Below are 14,935 nucleotides of genomic sequence, written 5' to 3'. Positions count from 1 at the left end.
ACACATGAAAAGGGCGCCTATCGGCGCCCTTTTCTTTCAGGCTTTTTACTTGAGCAAACGCGCATATTCCGATGCGAACTTTTCAGCCAACTTCTCTGCATTCCGAGCGGAAGTAGTATAGCGGATCTTCACAAAGTGCTTTTTGGCAACCGTAATGAAGATGAATGAATCGCGCGTCGTTCCTCTTTGTGTGATCATCAAGTGCGCTTTGGCGTAAGGATTGGCGTCCGCTTTTGTTATGAGCTTGGCTTCCTGATAGCTGCCGGCTGAGACAGCAGTCTTGATGTCGTCCAGGGCCGAATCCCTTTGCTCGATGGAATTCTGACGGGCATTCGACGATGTCAGGTCATATCCTAAATCGTAGATGAAGATATCGACCCAACCTTCGCCTGGGGTTTCATAGCGAACGCTGAAGCCGAGGCCGGGAGTTCCGTAATCAGTCTTCAGACCACGCACGAGCCCGGCGAGCTTAGCAGGGAAGGGATAGCCATCGATCTGGACCACCTGCGCTGGAATCGGGCTGCGCGCAACCTCGGCTGCGGCCTGAGGGATATAGGCAGGGATCAGGAACAGACTGAGACAAAAGCTCCATGAGCTTAACAAGCGCAAGAAACGTGACATTGGACCCCCAAGTTTCCCGCAATGTAACTCAATTCATATGCGGGAGGGAGTCCTGTTCGTGCGGAACTATTCAAGGGCTGCAATTCAGCCCAAAACCACGTAGGCGCTCGAGACGGCGGCCGGGGCCAGAACGGCAACCGCGGTGGCGATGACGACGATGAGACGAACCATCATGGGAGGGCTCCTTAACCTTTCGTTAGGATGGTTATAGAGTGGCCCCTCAGGCTCGGCCGTGCGCCAACGCACGGCTTGCCCCCGGACTATTATCCCGCTACCCCTTGAGCCTATGAAACGCACCGCGCTCTATACCGGCAGCTTTGACCCCGTCACCAACGGCCATCTGGACGTTCTGCGTCAGGCTTGCGCCGTAGCTGACAAGATCATCGTGGCCATCGGCGTCCACTCCTCCAAGGCTCCGATCTTCGCCGCCGATGAGAGAGCGGAGATGCTGCAAGCGGTCTGCGGCCCGGTGCTGCAGGAGAGGGACGTCGCCCTTGAGGTCGTGACTTTCGGCGACCTGGCCGTGGATGCCGCCCGTCGGCATGGCGCGAGCCTGATCGTTCGCGGCCTGCGCGATGGTACGGATTTCGATTACGAGATCCAGATGGGGTCCATGAATGCCGCCATGGCCCCGGAAGTTCAGACAATTTTCTTTGCGGCCTCGCCTCCGGTCCGCCCGATTACCGCCACGCTTGTCCGGCAGATCGCCGCCATGGGGGGCGACGTCTCGCCTTTCGTGCCGGGCCTTGTCGCGGAGCGACTCAAGGCCAAATTCAAGCGGCCATAAAGTTTCCATCTCAAGGGAGAATCCAAACCATGAAGCGTTTGCTCGCAGCCTCTGTGCTCGTGCTGGCCGGCCTCGTTCCGGCCTTCGCCCAGCAGGCCAATGATCCGCAGAACACGATCTTCCTCGACACCAAGGACGGCCGCATCACCATCCGCCTGCGCCCTGATCTCGCGCCCAAGCATGTTGAGCAGATCAAGACGCTGACGAAGCAGGGTTTCTACGACGGCGTCGTGTTCCACCGGGTCATTGAGGGCTTTATGGCTCAGACCGGAGATCCCACGGGCACGGGCACTGGCAAGTCAGACCTGCCGAACATCCCTGCAGAGTTCACCAAGACCCAGTACAAGCGCGGCTCGGTCGGCATGGCCCGCTCGCAGAGCCCGAACTCCGCCAACAGCCAGTTCTTCATCTGCTACGAGGGCTGTGGTCCGCTGACCGGCCAATACACGCTCTTCGGCGAGGTCGTCGCCGGCATGGACGTCGCCGACAAGATCAAGAAGGGGAACTCTGCCGCCAACGGCATGGTCACTAACCCCGACAAGATCGTGAAGATGCAACTCGCTGCCGACGCGAAGTGAGTGCATGCCTTTGAGGCTCTCAACGGAAGCCAAGCGATGTTTCGTTGGTCTTATGCTTCTCGCAGCAAGCACTTCTCCGCTTGCCGCACGAGGATTGTCGCTGCTCGACGATCCTGCGGAGGAGCAGAGGAGATACGAGCCGTTGCCGAGCCTGCCTGAGAGCCTCAACGGCATCGTGCGGCCGCAGAAGGATGCTCCTGAAGTTCCGCGCATCGACCGGATACGCGACGTCTTCAGGGCAATCCAGGCCTGCTGGCGACCGCCCCGGGGCAGCGGATATTCGGGGCAGGAGCTGACGATCCGCCTGAGCTTCAAGCGCAGCGGCGAGGTTCTGGGTCTGCCGAAAATCACTTACTACAGGGCAGGCAGCGAGCCTGAACAGCGTGAGCCTTTCACGCGTTCCGTTCGAGAGGCATTCGTGCGCTGCACGCCCCTCCCATTCACGGATTCCTTGGGCGGCGCCGTTGCCGGGCGCCCCTTCGTCTTCCGTTTCGTCGATTCTCAGCCTATGTGACTGGGCGGAATATACACCACAACCGAACACATCGTTCAGGAGAACAAGATGGCCGATCCGGAGAACACCCTCATCCTGGAGACCACCAAAGGCCGTGTGGTCATCGAGTTGCGCCCCGATCTGGCCCCCGGCCATGTCGAGCGCATCAAGACCCTGGCTCGCCAGGGCTTCTACGACGGCGTCGCCTTCCATCGGGTGATCGAAGGCTTCATGGCCCAGACCGGCTGCCCCCACGGCACCGGCACCGGCGGTTCCGACCTGCCGGACCTGAAGGCCGAGTTCAATGCCGAGCCGCACGTGCGCGGCACCGTCTCGATGGCGCGAACCAACTTTCCGCACTCGGCAAACTCGCAGTTCTTCATCTGCTTCGACGATGCCCGCTTCCTCGACAAGCAATACACCGTTTGGGGCAAGGTAACCGAAGGCATGGAGAACGTGGACAAGATCAAGCGCGGCGAGCCTGTGAAGGATCCGGATCGCATCGTTTCGATGAAGGTCGCTGCAGACGTCGCTTAAGACAAATGACGATCTGTCGTCCCGGACCGCCTTCCGCGCCCGGGACGACAGACAGAAAGCTCCATGCGCGTCGACCTTTTCGATTTCGAACTGCCTGAGCAGAACATCGCGCTCCGCCCTGCGGAGCCGCGGGATGCCGCGCGCATGCTCGTCGTGCGGCCCGAGAGCCGACTTGAGGATCGGGTCGTCCGCGACCTGCCGGATCTGTTACAGCCGGGCGACGTGCTGGTGCTCAACGATACCAAAGTCATTCCATCCCGGCTCTATGGTCTGCGCGTGCGCGAAGAGACCGCGGCGCGTGTCGAGATCATGCTGCACAAGCGGGAGGGAGCGGATCGCTGGCGCGCTTTTGCACGCCCGGCCAAGAAGCTCAATGTGGGTGATCGCATACGCTTCGGTGAGCAAGCCGATAGCACGGCCTGCGAACTCGTGCGGCTCGACGCGGAAGTCATCGAGAAAGGCGAGGGCGGCGACGTAGCACTTCGCTTTTCGTTCTCCGGCCCCTTTCTTGACGAGGCCATCGCCCGTCTCGGCGAGCTGCCGCTGCCCCCTTACATCGCAGGCAAGCGCGCCACGGACGAGAAGGACAGAACCGATTACCAGACGGTCTATGCCAAGGACGAAGGCGCAGTCGCTGCTCCCACGGCCGGCCTGCATTTCACCGATGAGCTGTTCCGCCGTCTCGACGAGCGCGGGATCGCCCGACATTTCGTGACGCTGCATGTCGGCGCGGGAACCTTCCTGCCCGTGAAGGCGGACGACACCGACGAGCACCGCATGCATGCGGAATGGGGCACGATCACAGAAGCGACTGCGCAAGCTCTCAACCAGGCACGGGCGCGGGGAGGGCGGATCGTGGCAGTCGGCACCACCTCGCTGCGCCTGCTCGAGAGCGCCGCCCGCGAGGACGGGACCATCGCGCCTTTCTCCAGCGACACGGCGATCTTCATCACCCCCGGCTACCGCTTCAAGGCGGTGGACGTTCTGATGACCAATTTCCACCTGCCGCGCTCGACCCTGTTCATGCTCGTTTCCGCCTTTGCAGGACTGGATTGCATGCACGCGGCTTATGCTCACGCTATTGAGACCGGCTATCGCTTCTATTCCTACGGCGATGCGAGTTTGCTCTTCCGGCGTTGACGCTCCATCTCTGCCCTTCGTGCCCGCGAGGGCTCAAGCCGATCCCATGAGGACCGAATGACCACCGATCAGTTCACCTTTACCGTCAACAAGACAGACGGCATGGCACGCACCGGCGAGATCCGGATGCCGCGTGGCGTCATTCGCACGCCAGCGTTCATGCCCGTGGGCACGGCGGCCACCGTGAAGGCCATGTATCCGGACCAGGTGAAGGCGCTGGGGGCGGATGTGGTGCTCGGCAATACCTACCACCTCATGCTCCGTCCCGGGGCAGAGCGAGTGGCGCGACTCGGCGGGCTGCACAAATTCATGAACTGGCCCTATCCGATTCTGACCGACTCGGGCGGTTTCCAGGTCATGTCGCTGGCGGCCCTGCGCAAGGTCGACGAGACCGGAGTGACCTTCCAATCCCATATCGACGGCTCGAAGCACTTCATGTCGCCGGAGCGCTCGATCGAGATCCAGGGCCTCCTTGGCTCCGATATTCAAATGCAGCTCGATGAATGCGTCCGCCTGCCGTGCTCCGACGAGGAGGCCGAGCGAGCTATGCGCCTATCCCTGCGCTGGGCAGAGCGCTGCCGCATCGCTTTCGGAGAACAGCCGGGCAAGGCCATGTTCGGGATCGTCCAAGGCGGCGCCGTGGAGCGGCTTCGCATCGAGAGCGCTCGGGAACTCGCGGCTTTGGACCTTAAGGGCTATGCTATCGGAGGCTTGGCTGTCGGCGAGCCTCAGGATGTGATGCTGCGCATGATCGAAACGGTCGAGCCGCACATGCCTAAGGAAAAGCCCCGCTATCTCATGGGTGTCGGTACGCCCGACGACATCGTGGAAGCCGTGCGCCGGGGGGTGGATATGTTCGATTGCGTCATGCCCACCCGCGCCGGGCGTCACGGACAGGTCTTCACCAAACATGGTCGCATGAACCTGCGCAATGCGCGCTTCGCTGAAGACACCCGTCCTCTCGACGAAAGCTCGAAATGCACGGCCTCGAATACCTATAGCCGAGCTTACCTCCACCATCTTGTCCGCTCGAACGAGATCCTGGGCATGATGCTGCTGACCTGGAACAATTTGGCTTACTACCAGGAACTCATGGCGGGCCTTCGCAAGGCCATCGCCGAGGGCCGCCTCGAAGATCATATCGGCGAGATAAAAGAGGGATGGGCCAAGGGCGAGCGGGACGGCAAGGCCGAGATCGGACACCATGCCGACAACATCGCGACCCCTGCAGAGGGTTGAGAGAACTCTCCCGTTCTCCGTGGAAAAATGGCCTTTGATGTGTGGAGTTGAGAATTTCAGTCTTAAACCGGGGCTTTTCGATTGACCCATCGCCGAAGAGCCCCTATTTCGGGCTCACCCTCAGGAGCGCGTAGCTCAGCCGGTAGAGCATCTGACTTTTAATCAGAGGGTCCTGGGTTCGAGTCCCAGCGCGCTCACCAAACCTTTTCAAGCACTTGAATGCTGAATAGGTTTGGTCTGCTTCCCGGAAACCTGGACCTGGGAAGAGATAGGAAGCAAGCTCGACTGAGTGGGCTTTTCTCCTGCTATCGCATCAGTTCAACCACAGCTTGAACCCTTACTGCCGGAATCAGCGAAAATAATCCCTCGACGGTCTAAAGCACTCAGAAGTCGCGCTGGACGCGCAGGCGTCCCTCCCAGTTATCTTCCGAACCGGCTGATCGGAAGGTGCCGGTCGGAGCGCCGGAAGCCGTCGTGAGCGGGACGGCTATGCGTTGGCGGGGATCAAGTCTGATGTAGAGTGCTTCGACGCCGATCTGGAAGTTCTTTACCGGTGTCCAGATCACGTTGGCACCGACGCGATACTCGTCGAAGTCGACGAGACCTGTGGTCGTGCCGGCCGATCCATCGGCAAGCGTCGCAGCCGTTGTCGGTACCTCGTATCGCGCGCCTCCGGGCGCATCGAAGCGCATCCAGGATCCGAAGATGTTGGTCTGCCAGGTCGGGCTCCAGTTGTGATTGAGGCCGCCTGCAATGGCGTAGGCCTTGTTGGTCTTGAACTCGCCCGTGAACGGGTCGACAAAGGCATCCGTGAAGGGCAGTGCTAAGGAACCGGCGCTGATGAAGCCATTGTTGATCGCGCCCGCCTGACCGGCATTGAGATAGCCGATCGCCCCATCCGTATAGGCGGCCGAGAGCCATACGGTATCGCCCTCTCCGAGAGCCGGCACGTTCACATAGCCATGAGCCCCTAGCGCGAAGCCGTATTCCGTGTCTGCAAAGGTCGGATTGGGCAGGCCGGTGATCGGGTTCAGCACCGGTACGACGACCCCGCCCACCGTCGCGAGACCCGCCGACACATCGCGGATCTGGTGCAGGGCGGCGGAGAGCTGCACCTCGCCCCAGGTGCCGGTGTAGCGAAGGTTGCCGACGACATCCGGCATTCGCTCGCCTGCATAGGTCGAGGCAATCGGCGCAAAGACCGGACTTGTCGCCCCTGCACCGAACAAGGGAAAAAAGAGTTCGTTGTGAATCCTGCGCTCGGTCCCATCCTCAAGAGACAGAGTGGCCGAGAAGCCATTGCCGAATGAGAAGGTGTAGGCCAGCAGGTTCACCTCGGCGTTCGAGGGATCATCGAAGCGCAGATCGCCGAAGTTCGGGGCCGGTAGGTCTGGGCTCGTGAAAAACGAAACCGCACGACCGGCGGTCAGGCCGCCGAACTGGATGAAGGCCTGGGAAATCTCGGGGCTAGTGGAGCTGAACTCGTAAGCACCGGTGTTCCGGGTCATCTCCATGCGGATGTAGGTGCGCAGCAATCCGTAAGCCGTGGCTGTGCGGGCATCGAGGTTGATGCGGCCGCGGGCTCTAAAGCCGATCGCGTCCTGTGAACGCTCGAATGGTTCGAGATAAAGATACTCGGCGCGAACACGGCCGCTGACACGCAGGCAGGTCTCGGTTCCCGGAATGTAGAAGAAGCCGTCTCCGTGCGTGGAGCAGATTCGCACATATTCGACGGGGGCTGCGGTTTTCGCAGGAAGGTCGGCGGCTTGCGCGCTGCCGGTTATAATCGCCGCGCATCCAAGCAACAGAGTTCGGACAGACGCCATGGTGTAAACTCCAAGACTAAGCCCAGCCGTGCTGATGAACGATGAAGCAAGCGGGTAAACCGCGTCAAGTAAGCCTTCAAAGACTCGGGTCTGAGAACCCGAAAATTTCTTTCGACGTTGCTGAATGGCACCAGCCATCACGTGGTCCTTGTTGACTCAACTCAGGAGAACTTGGACGGCGATGATCTTCACGATGGTCATGCTCGGAAAGCAGATCGCATAGCCGATGTCCGTCCTCTCGGTCGGAGCCAGCCGCCCTGCGGCGACGACGATAGCGGGATTTCCGGTCGAGCCGGCGCAGACGCCGAGAAGATCGTCGAAAGGGATCTGCATCAGATATCCGCCGACCAGCACGATCAGGACCAGCGTGAGAAGCACGGCAGCGCCGCCGAGGAGGATCTGAACGCCGTTTGTGGCGACTGTCTGCACGAAGGGGCTGCCCGCGCCGATGGCGACCGATCCGATGAACACCGACAGGCCGAGGTTGCGCAGGACCAGGTTGGCAACCACCGGGATCTTCCAGCCTAGCGGTCCGGTGCGGCCGAGCCAGCCCAGAATGAGGGCCATGACGAGCGGTCCGCCGGCCACGCCGAGGCTGAAGGTGCCGCCACTTGGCAGGGGAACCGGGATCATGCCGAGCAGGAGACCCAGCGCGATCCCGACGCCGATTGAGACGAATGACAGTTCGGCATTGCCCTTGATGCTGTCGCCGAAGTGACGCTGGATCTCGGCCTTCCGGTCGCTGGGAACCGCCGCCACGATCAGGTCGCCGAACTCCAGCATCAGGTCGGCGGACGCCATGATGTCGCTGTCTCCCCGGCGGATATGAGAGATCAGGACGGGAAAGTCAGGAAGCGAGAGCTCATGCACATGCTTTCCAACGAAGGCGGCTTTCGACACGTAGACGCGCACCACGTCATAATTCGCCCGGTCACGGCTGATGCGCCCAGGATCCTCGTGCCCGATGGCGGCTTTTGCCCGCTCGATGCCAGCCGGAGAGCCGACCAGTAGCAGCCCATCCCCCTCATGAAGGACGGTTCCGGGCCTCGGCGGCGCATTCATGTGCTGCTGGCGTACCGCGACGATCTTGACGTCGGCCGGCAGAACGGAGGAGATCTCCTCGACCGTGTGGTCCTCGGTGGCTGCCTCGAGTGTCAGCTCGGCGATCCGAACATTCTGCGTTGGAGCCTTGAATACGGGTTTGAGCCAAGCCGCCATCATGGTCATCAGGACGATCGGCCCGATCACTCCGAAGGGATAGGACACCGAGTAGCCAATGGCGGGGTCTTGGTTGCCTGCTGCCGCGAGGGCTGCCTGGAGGGTGGGCGTGCTCGTGCCGGAACCGGCGAACAAGCCGGCCGCCGTAGCCATCGAGATGCCAAGGGGGCCTGCAAGCGCCATCGCGACAAGGAGCGACGCGATCACTCCTGCCGCTGCTAGGGCGATGTACTTGAGACCAGGCCCTTTGAGGCTCGCAAAGAACTGCGGGCCGTATTGTATGCCGACACCGTAGACGAACATCACGAGGCCTAGCGTGCCGACCAGCCCCGGAGGCGCCGCCTTCGGGGTGATGGCGCCGATGATCAGGCCGGTGAACAGAACAGCGCCCGCACCGAAGGAAACGCCGGCAATCGAGATCTGCCCGAGGGCATAGCCCGTGGCGATGGCGAGGAACAGCGCCAGCAGGGGCGAGGCTTCAAGCAGCGTGCGGAGGAGATCGAGCATCGGCTTCCCTCATCTTGCGCGGCAACCTGCCTCCCGGAACTGCCCAAGCACCCGCGCCACCAAATCAGGGGAGGGCATAGGAGTGTCGGAGAGCTGGTAGTTCAGGCCCATCGCCTTCCACTTGAAGGCTCCCATCTGATGAAATGGGAGGACCTCGACCCACTCGACGTTGCGCATCGGGGCGACGAAGCGGGCGATGCCTTCGACATTGGCAGGGGCGTCGGTCAGTCCTGGCACGAGCACGAACCGCACCCAGACCGGCTTGCCAATGGCGGCGAGGCGTTCAGCGAACTGCAGGGTCGGCTTGATGTCCTGCCCTACGACACGGCGGTAGGTCTCCGGATCCCAGGATTTGATGTCGAGCAGCACGAGATCGACCTGACGCAGATACTCGTCGTCGGCGCGCGTGCCGAGAAAACCCGACGTATCCAGAGCCGTATGGAGGCCCATTGCCTTGGCGGCGGCAAAGAGGCGCTTCGTGAAGTGCGTCTGAACCAGCGGTTCCCCACCGGATATCGTCAGTCCTCCGTCCATGGCCCGCAATGGCGCGGCATAGGCTGCGAGCGCAGTTTTGGCGCGCTCGAACGAGACGCGTGTGCCGTCTTTAAGGTGCCAGGTATCCGGGTTGTGGCAGTACAGGCAGCGCAGCAGGCAGCCGCTCATGAACACGACGACCCGGATTCCGGGGCCGTCGAGGGTGGATCCGGTTTCGTAGGAGTGGATCCAACCGAAGTCACCTCGAGGATCATCAAAGGTGGCCGTCTCTGGAGCGTCCGGAGAGCGCGCCTGTTGCAGGTCGTACCGGCTATGGGCCCAAGGCTCGTCGGCCATGCTTCTCACCCATCTCCATGGAAGGTGCGGCTGATCACGTCCATCTGTTGCTCGCGCGTGAGGCGGACGAAGTTGACCGCATAGCCCGAGACCCGGATCGTCAGCTGCGGGTACTTGTCCGGGTGCTCCATCGCATCGATCAGGGTGTCGCGGTTGAGAACGTTGAGGTTCATGTGGAACCCGCCTTGACCACAATAGGTATCGAGCACCTTCACCGCCTGCTTGATCTTCTCGCCCTGGTCGAGGCGATTAAGGCTCGGCGTGATCGACACGGTGTAGCTGATGCCGTCCTGTGCATCGGCATAGGGCAGCTTGGCGACCGACAGGCATGAGGCGAGCCATCCATGATTGTCACGCCCGTGCATCGGGTTTGCGCCAGGAGCGAACGGCTCGCCAGCCTTGCGGCCGTCCGGCGTATTGCCCGTATGCTTGCCGTAGACGACATTGCTCGTGATGGTCAGCACCGACTGCGTGTGGACGGCATTTCGGTAGGTCGGATGCTTGCGGATCTTTCTCATGAAGGAGGAGACGAGATCGGCCGCAATGGTGTCGACGCGATCATCGTTGTTGCCGTATTGCGGGTAGCCGCCCTCGATCTCGTACTCGACGATCAATCCGTCATCGCGGCGGATCGGCTTGACCTTCGCGTGCTTGATCGCCGACAGGCTGTCCGCGACAACCGACAGGCCGGCAATGCCGAACGCCATCGTGCGCAGGATCTGCTGGTCATGCAGCGCCATCTCCAGACGCTCGTAGTAGTACTTGTCGTGCATGTAGTGGATGCAGTTCATGGCGTGGACGTAAGTTCGTGCCAGCCACTCCATCATGGTGTCGAACTTTGCCATGACGTTATCGTAGTCGAGGACGTCGCCGGAGACGGGGGAAGCCGCTGGGCCGACCTGCTCGCCGCTGACCTCATCCCGTCCGCCGTTGATGGCGTAGAGAAGGCACTTGGCGAGGTTTACCCGCGCTCCGAAGAACTGCATCTGGTTCCCGATGCGCATGGCCGACACGCAGCAGGCAATGCCGTAATCGTCTCCCCAATAAGGACGCATCAGATCATCGTTCTCGTACTGGATGGACGAGGTCTCAGCCGAGACCTTGATGCAGTAGCGCTTGAAGCCATCGGGCAACTGCTTCGACCAGAGCACCGTCATGTTGGGCTCCGGGGCGGGGCCCAGATTCGTGAGCGTATGAAGCATCCGGAAGCTGGTTCGCGTGACAAGGGGACGGCCGTTCAGATCCATGCCGCCGACGCATTCGGTGGCCCAGTAGGGATCGCCCGAGAACAAGGCGTCGTAGTCGGGCGTGCGCAGGAAGCGGACGATGCGCAGCTTCTGAACAAGCTGGTCGATGAGTTCCTGGGCGCCCGCTTCATCGAGAGCGCCGCTCCTCAGGTCGCGTTCAATATAGATGTCGAGGAAGGATGAGATGCGGCCAATGGACATGGCCGCGCCATTGGCCTCCTTGATCGCTCCGAGATAGCCGAAATAGGTCCACTGCACGGCCTCGCGCGCATCTGCCGCTGGACGTGTGATGTTGAACCCGTAGTTCTTGGCCATCTCCGCCAAGTCGGCCAGGGCACGCATCTGCTCGGCCAATTCTTCGCGCTCGCGGATGACATCGTCGGTCGGCCACTTGGCGTCGAGAAGCGCCCGCTCGCCGCGTTTCGCCGCCAGCAATTTGTCCGTGCCGTACAAGGCCACTCGGCGATAATCGCCGATGATCCTGCCGCGGCCATAGGAGTCGGGCAGGCCGGTGATGATGTGGCTGCGCCGGCATGCCATGATCTCAGGCGTGTAGGCATCGAAGACGCCGTCATTATGGGTCTTGCGGTACTTGGTGAAGGTTTCGTGCACGATCGGGTCAGGCTCGAACCCGGCGGCCTTCAAACCGGCTTCGACCATGCGCAATCCGCCATACGGCATGATCGCGCGCCGGAAGGGCGCGTCGGTCTGCAATCCGACGATGACCTCGTTATCGCGGTCGATGTAGCCGGGTGCATGCGAGGTCATGGAGGAAGGTATCTTTGCATCGACGTCGAGGACACCCTTGCGGATTTCCTCCTGGAAGTACGGTTGCAGCTTTGCCCAGACAGCCTTCGTACGTTCACTGGGTCCGGATAGAAACTCCTCGTCCCCGTCATAGGGAGTGACGTTGCGCTGGATGAAGTCGCGGACGTCGACGGTGTTCTGCCAGCGTCCAGGCACGAATCCAGTCCATTCATGCACCGAAGCGGAGGCATCGGATGCGGGGGAGGCGCCAGCTCGGTGCCTTGAAGCCGGCTGCTCTCCGACATGTTGCTTCCGCGTCTTCCCAGACCTCTGCGCAGCAATGGCTTCACTGGGCATGATGGCCTCCTTCGGCAGCGTTTGGGACCTTCGTTGAACGCATCTTCAGCCGCTTGTGCAGCCGTTGCGAACCTCAGCAGAGCACCAGGTTCTGGGCCAAACCTGCCTCGCTCGTTTCCTTGTACTTCGGGTTCATGTCCTTGGCGGTGTCGGACAGCGTCTTGATCGTCGTGTCCAGATCGACACGATGTCGGCTAGCGATCTCGTTGGTGGCGATCATCGCGGCCGTCCAGGCCTTCACGGCCCCGAAGGCGCAGCGCTCGATGCAGGGCACCTGCACGTAGCCGGCGACTGGATCGCATGTCATGCCGAGGTGGTGTTCCAGGGCCGACTCGGCTGCATTCTCGATCACTTGCGGCGGCTGGTTCAGCACCTGCGTGATCAGAGCGGCCGCCATCGCGGAGGCGACACCGATCTCAGCCTGACATCCACCTTCTGCCGCGGCCAAAGTCGCGTTGTGCTTGCACAGATAGCCGATGGCCAAGCCGGCCAGCAAACCTTCCCGGATCTTGTCCATCGGCACCGCGCGGTCGCTTTGGGTCAGGGCGTAGACGACAGCTGGCATCACCCCAGCCGACCCGCCGGTGGGAGCCGTGATCACGAGATGGCCACGGGCATTCTCCTCGGAAGCCGCCAGGGCGAAGGCCGAGACCAGACCGATGGCGCGGTCGCTCATGTAGGTGTCGTCCATCGCCCGCTCGTGGACCGTGGCGGCCTTGGAATGAAGCTTGATCGGCCCAGGCAAAACGTCATCCTTGTAGGACAGACCGGTCTTCACCGTGGCGATCATCGCGTTGGCGATCTTGTCCAGGAACGCGTTGATTTCTTCCTCGCTCTTGCCGGACACGGCGATCTCGTTCGCCATCATGACATCGGCAACCGAAAGGTTGTTGGCCTCGGCGTGCTGGCGCAACTCCTTCATCGTCGCGTAAGGATACTTCGGCTGCCCTTTCTTAGGCGGCTCGTAGCCCTTCCACTCGATGAACCCGCCGCCGACCGAATAGTACTCCTGCTCGTAGAGAACCTTGTCGCCGGCCATGAGGCGTGCCGTCATGGTGTTCGGGTGAGGGAAGTCCCCCTTTGGCGCATCGTAGACAATGTCAGCCAGCGAGAGGTTGAACGTTTTGCTTCCGAGCTTCACCGGATAAGTCTGGTCCGGCTTGGCAATCATCTCGTCGAGGAAGCGCGGGTCCACGGTGGCGGGTTCCTTGCCCACGAGGCCCGCCAGAGCGGCACGCTCGGTGCCGTGCCCCTTGCCGGTGGCGCTCAAGCTGCCGAAGAGGTGAACCTTGAGGCCGCTGGCCTGTGCGAGCTGATCTGAGGGCAATTTCGTGCAGCGCTGGTAGAAGTCGTAGGTGATGCGCATCGGTCCGATCGTGTGCGAGCTTGAGGGGCCGGGGCCGACCTTGTAGAACTCGTCCGCAACAGTCATGACCGGCCCTTTCGACGACTTGACGACGTCGAGGTCGGGTGACAATGCCGAGCTCATCTTGAGGCCGGCATCGCCTCCTGCAGCTTCCTTCTTGGCCTGCTGCGCGGCAGCCTCCGTGGCGGCCTGCTGTGCGCGGGCCTCAGGAGCCCATGTCGTGCCGGTCATTACTGCTGCTGCGCCTATGGCAGCATGGCGTATGAGGAACGCCCGGCGGTCGATGCCTGACGGGAGGGTGATCGGTTCGGGCGATTCCGGAAACAGCTCGTCGTCCTTGCTGGAGCGAGTCATGAGCGCGTCCTCCTGCTCAAGCAACGGAGGCGCATCAATCTTGAGGCTCCTCCGCCCTCGTTCTGATGTGAAGCAGAATCTTTCTTCCTTCTGACAGCATCCTATGTCTGTCTGGGGCATGTGCTTGACTGAAGAGGACAAGCCTTTGACTGTTTAGGACAGCAGGTCTTCAAACATCGCCAACCGGTTCCGTGAATAGGACCGCAACTTCAAACTCATCTTCCGAGAAAAGCGTCAGTACCGTACCGGTACGATGTTATTCGAGGGCAGCCTAGTCTCGGCACCCTTCGGTCGCGGCTCCGCTTTCGGCACATTCGGGAGTTCGACTTTCACCTTCTTGTACGGGATCTGGCTGAGCATGTGCGCGATCAGATTGAGGCGTGCCCGGCGCTTGTCATCGGATAGAACGATGTACCATGGGCAGGCGGATGTGTCGGTGGCACGCAGCATATCCTGGTAGGCCCTCGTGTAATCCCACCAGCGCCGCACTGACTCGGTGTCCATCGGGCTGAGCTTCCAATGCTTGATGGGATCTTTGATACGATCGGCGAAGCGACGGCGCTGCTCGTCCTGGCTCACGTCGAGAAAGTACTTGAGCAGGATGATGCCGTTGTCCACGATCTCCCTCTCGAAAGACGGCACGAGGCGCATGAACCGTTCGTACTCATCCGTGGTGCAGAAGCCCATCACCCGTTCGACGCCAGCCCGGTTGTACCAGGAGCGGTCGAACAGCACGATCTCTCCGGCAGCCGGGAAGTGGGCGATGTAGCGCTGGATGTAGAGTTGGCTCCTCTCGCGCTCGGTCGGTGCCGGCAGCGCGACATGCCGGAACACACGAGGGCTCACCCGTTGCGTGATGCGGCTGATCACGCCGCCCTTGCCAGCGGTGTCACGCCCCTCGAAGATCACGATGATCCTTGCGCCTGTCGCCTTGACCCAGGTTTGCAGGCGCACAAGCTCGACTTGGAGCTGTCTCAGCTCACTTTCGAACTCCTTCCGCTTCATGGGCGTGGGATCGGCGTCCGCATGATCGTCGGCAGCCTTGTTCGCCTTCATGACATCTTGCCGGCTCATCGTCGTGCTCCTT

General features: G+C 61.5%; 13 protein-coding genes and 1 tRNA gene. 7 read left to right on the top strand and 7 right to left on the bottom strand.

What is annotated here, in order from left to right:
• Nucleotides 1–45 precede the first annotated feature (45 nt).
• Nucleotides 46–621: a hypothetical protein gene (locus BLP10_RS00375; RefSeq protein WP_091127964.1), complete on the bottom strand. Its 576-nt coding sequence runs from the start codon at nt 619–621 to the stop codon at nt 46–48.
• Between the two features lie 286 nt (nt 622–907).
• On the opposite strand from BLP10_RS00375, the gene coaD reads away from it, so the two are divergent.
• The 7 genes from coaD to BLP10_RS00340 all read left to right on the top strand — a co-directional run bounded on the left by coaD (nt 908) and on the right by BLP10_RS00340 (nt 5,595).
• Nucleotides 908–1,408, top strand: a complete 501-nt coding sequence (gene coaD / locus BLP10_RS00370) for a pantetheine-phosphate adenylyltransferase (RefSeq protein ID WP_091127962.1) — start codon at nt 908–910, stop codon at nt 1,406–1,408.
• Between the two features lie 29 nt (nt 1,409–1,437).
• A complete protein-coding gene (locus tag BLP10_RS00365) occupies nt 1,438–1,986 on the top strand; it encodes a peptidylprolyl isomerase (protein ID WP_091127959.1) in 549 nt (182 codons plus the stop codon).
• 52 nt (nt 1,987–2,038) lie between these two features.
• Nucleotides 2,039–2,500: a hypothetical protein gene (locus tag BLP10_RS00360; protein WP_091127957.1), complete on the top strand. Its 462-nt coding sequence runs from the start codon at nt 2,039–2,041 to the stop codon at nt 2,498–2,500.
• A 48-nt stretch (nt 2,501–2,548) separates the two neighbouring features.
• A complete protein-coding gene (locus tag BLP10_RS00355; protein ID WP_091127953.1) occupies nt 2,549–3,016 on the top strand; it encodes a peptidylprolyl isomerase in 468 nt (155 codons plus the stop codon).
• A 63-nt stretch (nt 3,017–3,079) separates the two neighbouring features.
• The gene (gene queA, locus BLP10_RS00350) at nt 3,080–4,156 is read left to right on the top strand and encodes a tRNA preQ1(34) S-adenosylmethionine ribosyltransferase-isomerase QueA (RefSeq protein ID WP_091127949.1); all 1,077 of its coding nucleotides are present in this window, start codon (nt 3,080–3,082) and stop codon (nt 4,154–4,156) included.
• 57 nt (nt 4,157–4,213) lie between these two features.
• Nucleotides 4,214–5,395 carry a tRNA guanosine(34) transglycosylase Tgt gene (gene tgt, locus BLP10_RS00345; RefSeq protein WP_091127946.1) on the top strand — a complete coding sequence of 394 codons (1,182 nt, stop codon included), beginning with the start codon at nt 4,214–4,216 and terminating at the stop codon, nt 5,393–5,395.
• Nucleotides 5,396–5,519: 124 nt separating this feature from the next.
• A tRNA-Lys gene (locus tag BLP10_RS00340) sits at nt 5,520–5,595 on the top strand.
• A 183-nt stretch (nt 5,596–5,778) separates the two neighbouring features.
• Here BLP10_RS00340 and BLP10_RS00335 read toward each other — a convergent pair.
• From BLP10_RS00335 to ppk2, 6 genes are all read right to left on the bottom strand, one after another.
• Nucleotides 5,779–7,221 carry a porin gene (locus BLP10_RS00335; protein WP_175493709.1) on the bottom strand — a complete coding sequence of 481 codons (1,443 nt, stop codon included), beginning with the start codon at nt 7,219–7,221 and terminating at the stop codon, nt 5,779–5,781.
• Between the two features lie 156 nt (nt 7,222–7,377).
• A complete protein-coding gene (locus BLP10_RS00330) occupies nt 7,378–8,946 on the bottom strand; it encodes an aspartate:alanine exchanger family transporter (protein ID WP_091127941.1) in 1,569 nt (522 codons plus the stop codon).
• A gap of 9 nt (nt 8,947–8,955) precedes the next feature.
• Nucleotides 8,956–9,777 (bottom strand): pyruvate formate-lyase-activating protein, encoded by an 822-nt coding sequence (gene pflA, locus BLP10_RS00325; protein WP_091127938.1) that lies wholly within the window; start codon nt 9,775–9,777, stop codon nt 8,956–8,958.
• Between the two features lie 5 nt (nt 9,778–9,782).
• Nucleotides 9,783–12,128 carry a formate C-acetyltransferase gene (gene pflB / locus BLP10_RS00320; RefSeq protein ID WP_244510335.1) on the bottom strand — a complete coding sequence of 782 codons (2,346 nt, stop codon included), beginning with the start codon at nt 12,126–12,128 and terminating at the stop codon, nt 9,783–9,785.
• Between the two features lie 73 nt (nt 12,129–12,201).
• Nucleotides 12,202–13,848, bottom strand: a complete 1,647-nt coding sequence (locus BLP10_RS00315) for an L-serine ammonia-lyase (RefSeq protein ID WP_091129935.1) — start codon at nt 13,846–13,848, stop codon at nt 12,202–12,204.
• A gap of 234 nt (nt 13,849–14,082) precedes the next feature.
• Nucleotides 14,083–14,922, bottom strand: coding sequence for a polyphosphate kinase 2 (gene ppk2, locus BLP10_RS00310; protein WP_091127936.1), 840 nt, complete (start codon nt 14,920–14,922; stop codon nt 14,083–14,085).
• Between the last annotated feature and the right edge of the window lie 13 nt (nt 14,923–14,935).

The sequence above is a fragment of the Microvirga guangxiensis genome (genome assembly GCF_900102135.1).
In the GTDB taxonomy this organism is placed as follows: Bacteria; Pseudomonadota; Alphaproteobacteria; order Rhizobiales; family Beijerinckiaceae; genus Microvirga; species Microvirga guangxiensis.
This window is presented reverse-complemented; position numbering and strand designations above follow the sequence as displayed.

Excerpts from the sequence above, each read along its gene's own strand:
- BLP10_RS00375 (WP_091127964.1), bottom strand. The coding sequence starts at position 621 with ATGTCACGTTTCTTGCGCTTGTTAAGCTCATGGAGCTTTTGTCTCAGT.
- coaD (WP_091127962.1), top strand. The coding sequence starts at position 908 with ATGAAACGCACCGCGCTCTATACCGGCAGCTTTGACCCCGTCACCAAC.
- BLP10_RS00365 (WP_091127959.1), top strand. The coding sequence starts at position 1,438 with ATGAAGCGTTTGCTCGCAGCCTCTGTGCTCGTGCTGGCCGGCCTCGTT.
- BLP10_RS00360 (WP_091127957.1), top strand. The coding sequence starts at position 2,039 with ATGCTTCTCGCAGCAAGCACTTCTCCGCTTGCCGCACGAGGATTGTCG.
- BLP10_RS00355 (WP_091127953.1), top strand. The coding sequence starts at position 2,549 with ATGGCCGATCCGGAGAACACCCTCATCCTGGAGACCACCAAAGGCCGT.
- queA (WP_091127949.1), top strand. The coding sequence starts at position 3,080 with ATGCGCGTCGACCTTTTCGATTTCGAACTGCCTGAGCAGAACATCGCG.
- tgt (WP_091127946.1), top strand. The coding sequence starts at position 4,214 with ATGACCACCGATCAGTTCACCTTTACCGTCAACAAGACAGACGGCATG.
- BLP10_RS00335 (WP_175493709.1), bottom strand. The coding sequence starts at position 7,221 with ATGGCGTCTGTCCGAACTCTGTTGCTTGGATGCGCGGCGATTATAACC.
- BLP10_RS00330 (WP_091127941.1), bottom strand. The coding sequence starts at position 8,946 with ATGCTCGATCTCCTCCGCACGCTGCTTGAAGCCTCGCCCCTGCTGGCG.
- pflA (WP_091127938.1), bottom strand. The coding sequence starts at position 9,777 with ATGGCCGACGAGCCTTGGGCCCATAGCCGGTACGACCTGCAACAGGCG.
- pflB (WP_244510335.1), bottom strand. The coding sequence starts at position 12,128 with ATGCCCAGTGAAGCCATTGCTGCGCAGAGGTCTGGGAAGACGCGGAAG.
- BLP10_RS00315 (WP_091129935.1), bottom strand. The coding sequence starts at position 13,848 with ATGACTCGCTCCAGCAAGGACGACGAGCTGTTTCCGGAATCGCCCGAA.
- ppk2 (WP_091127936.1), bottom strand. The coding sequence starts at position 14,922 with ATGAGCCGGCAAGATGTCATGAAGGCGAACAAGGCTGCCGACGATCAT.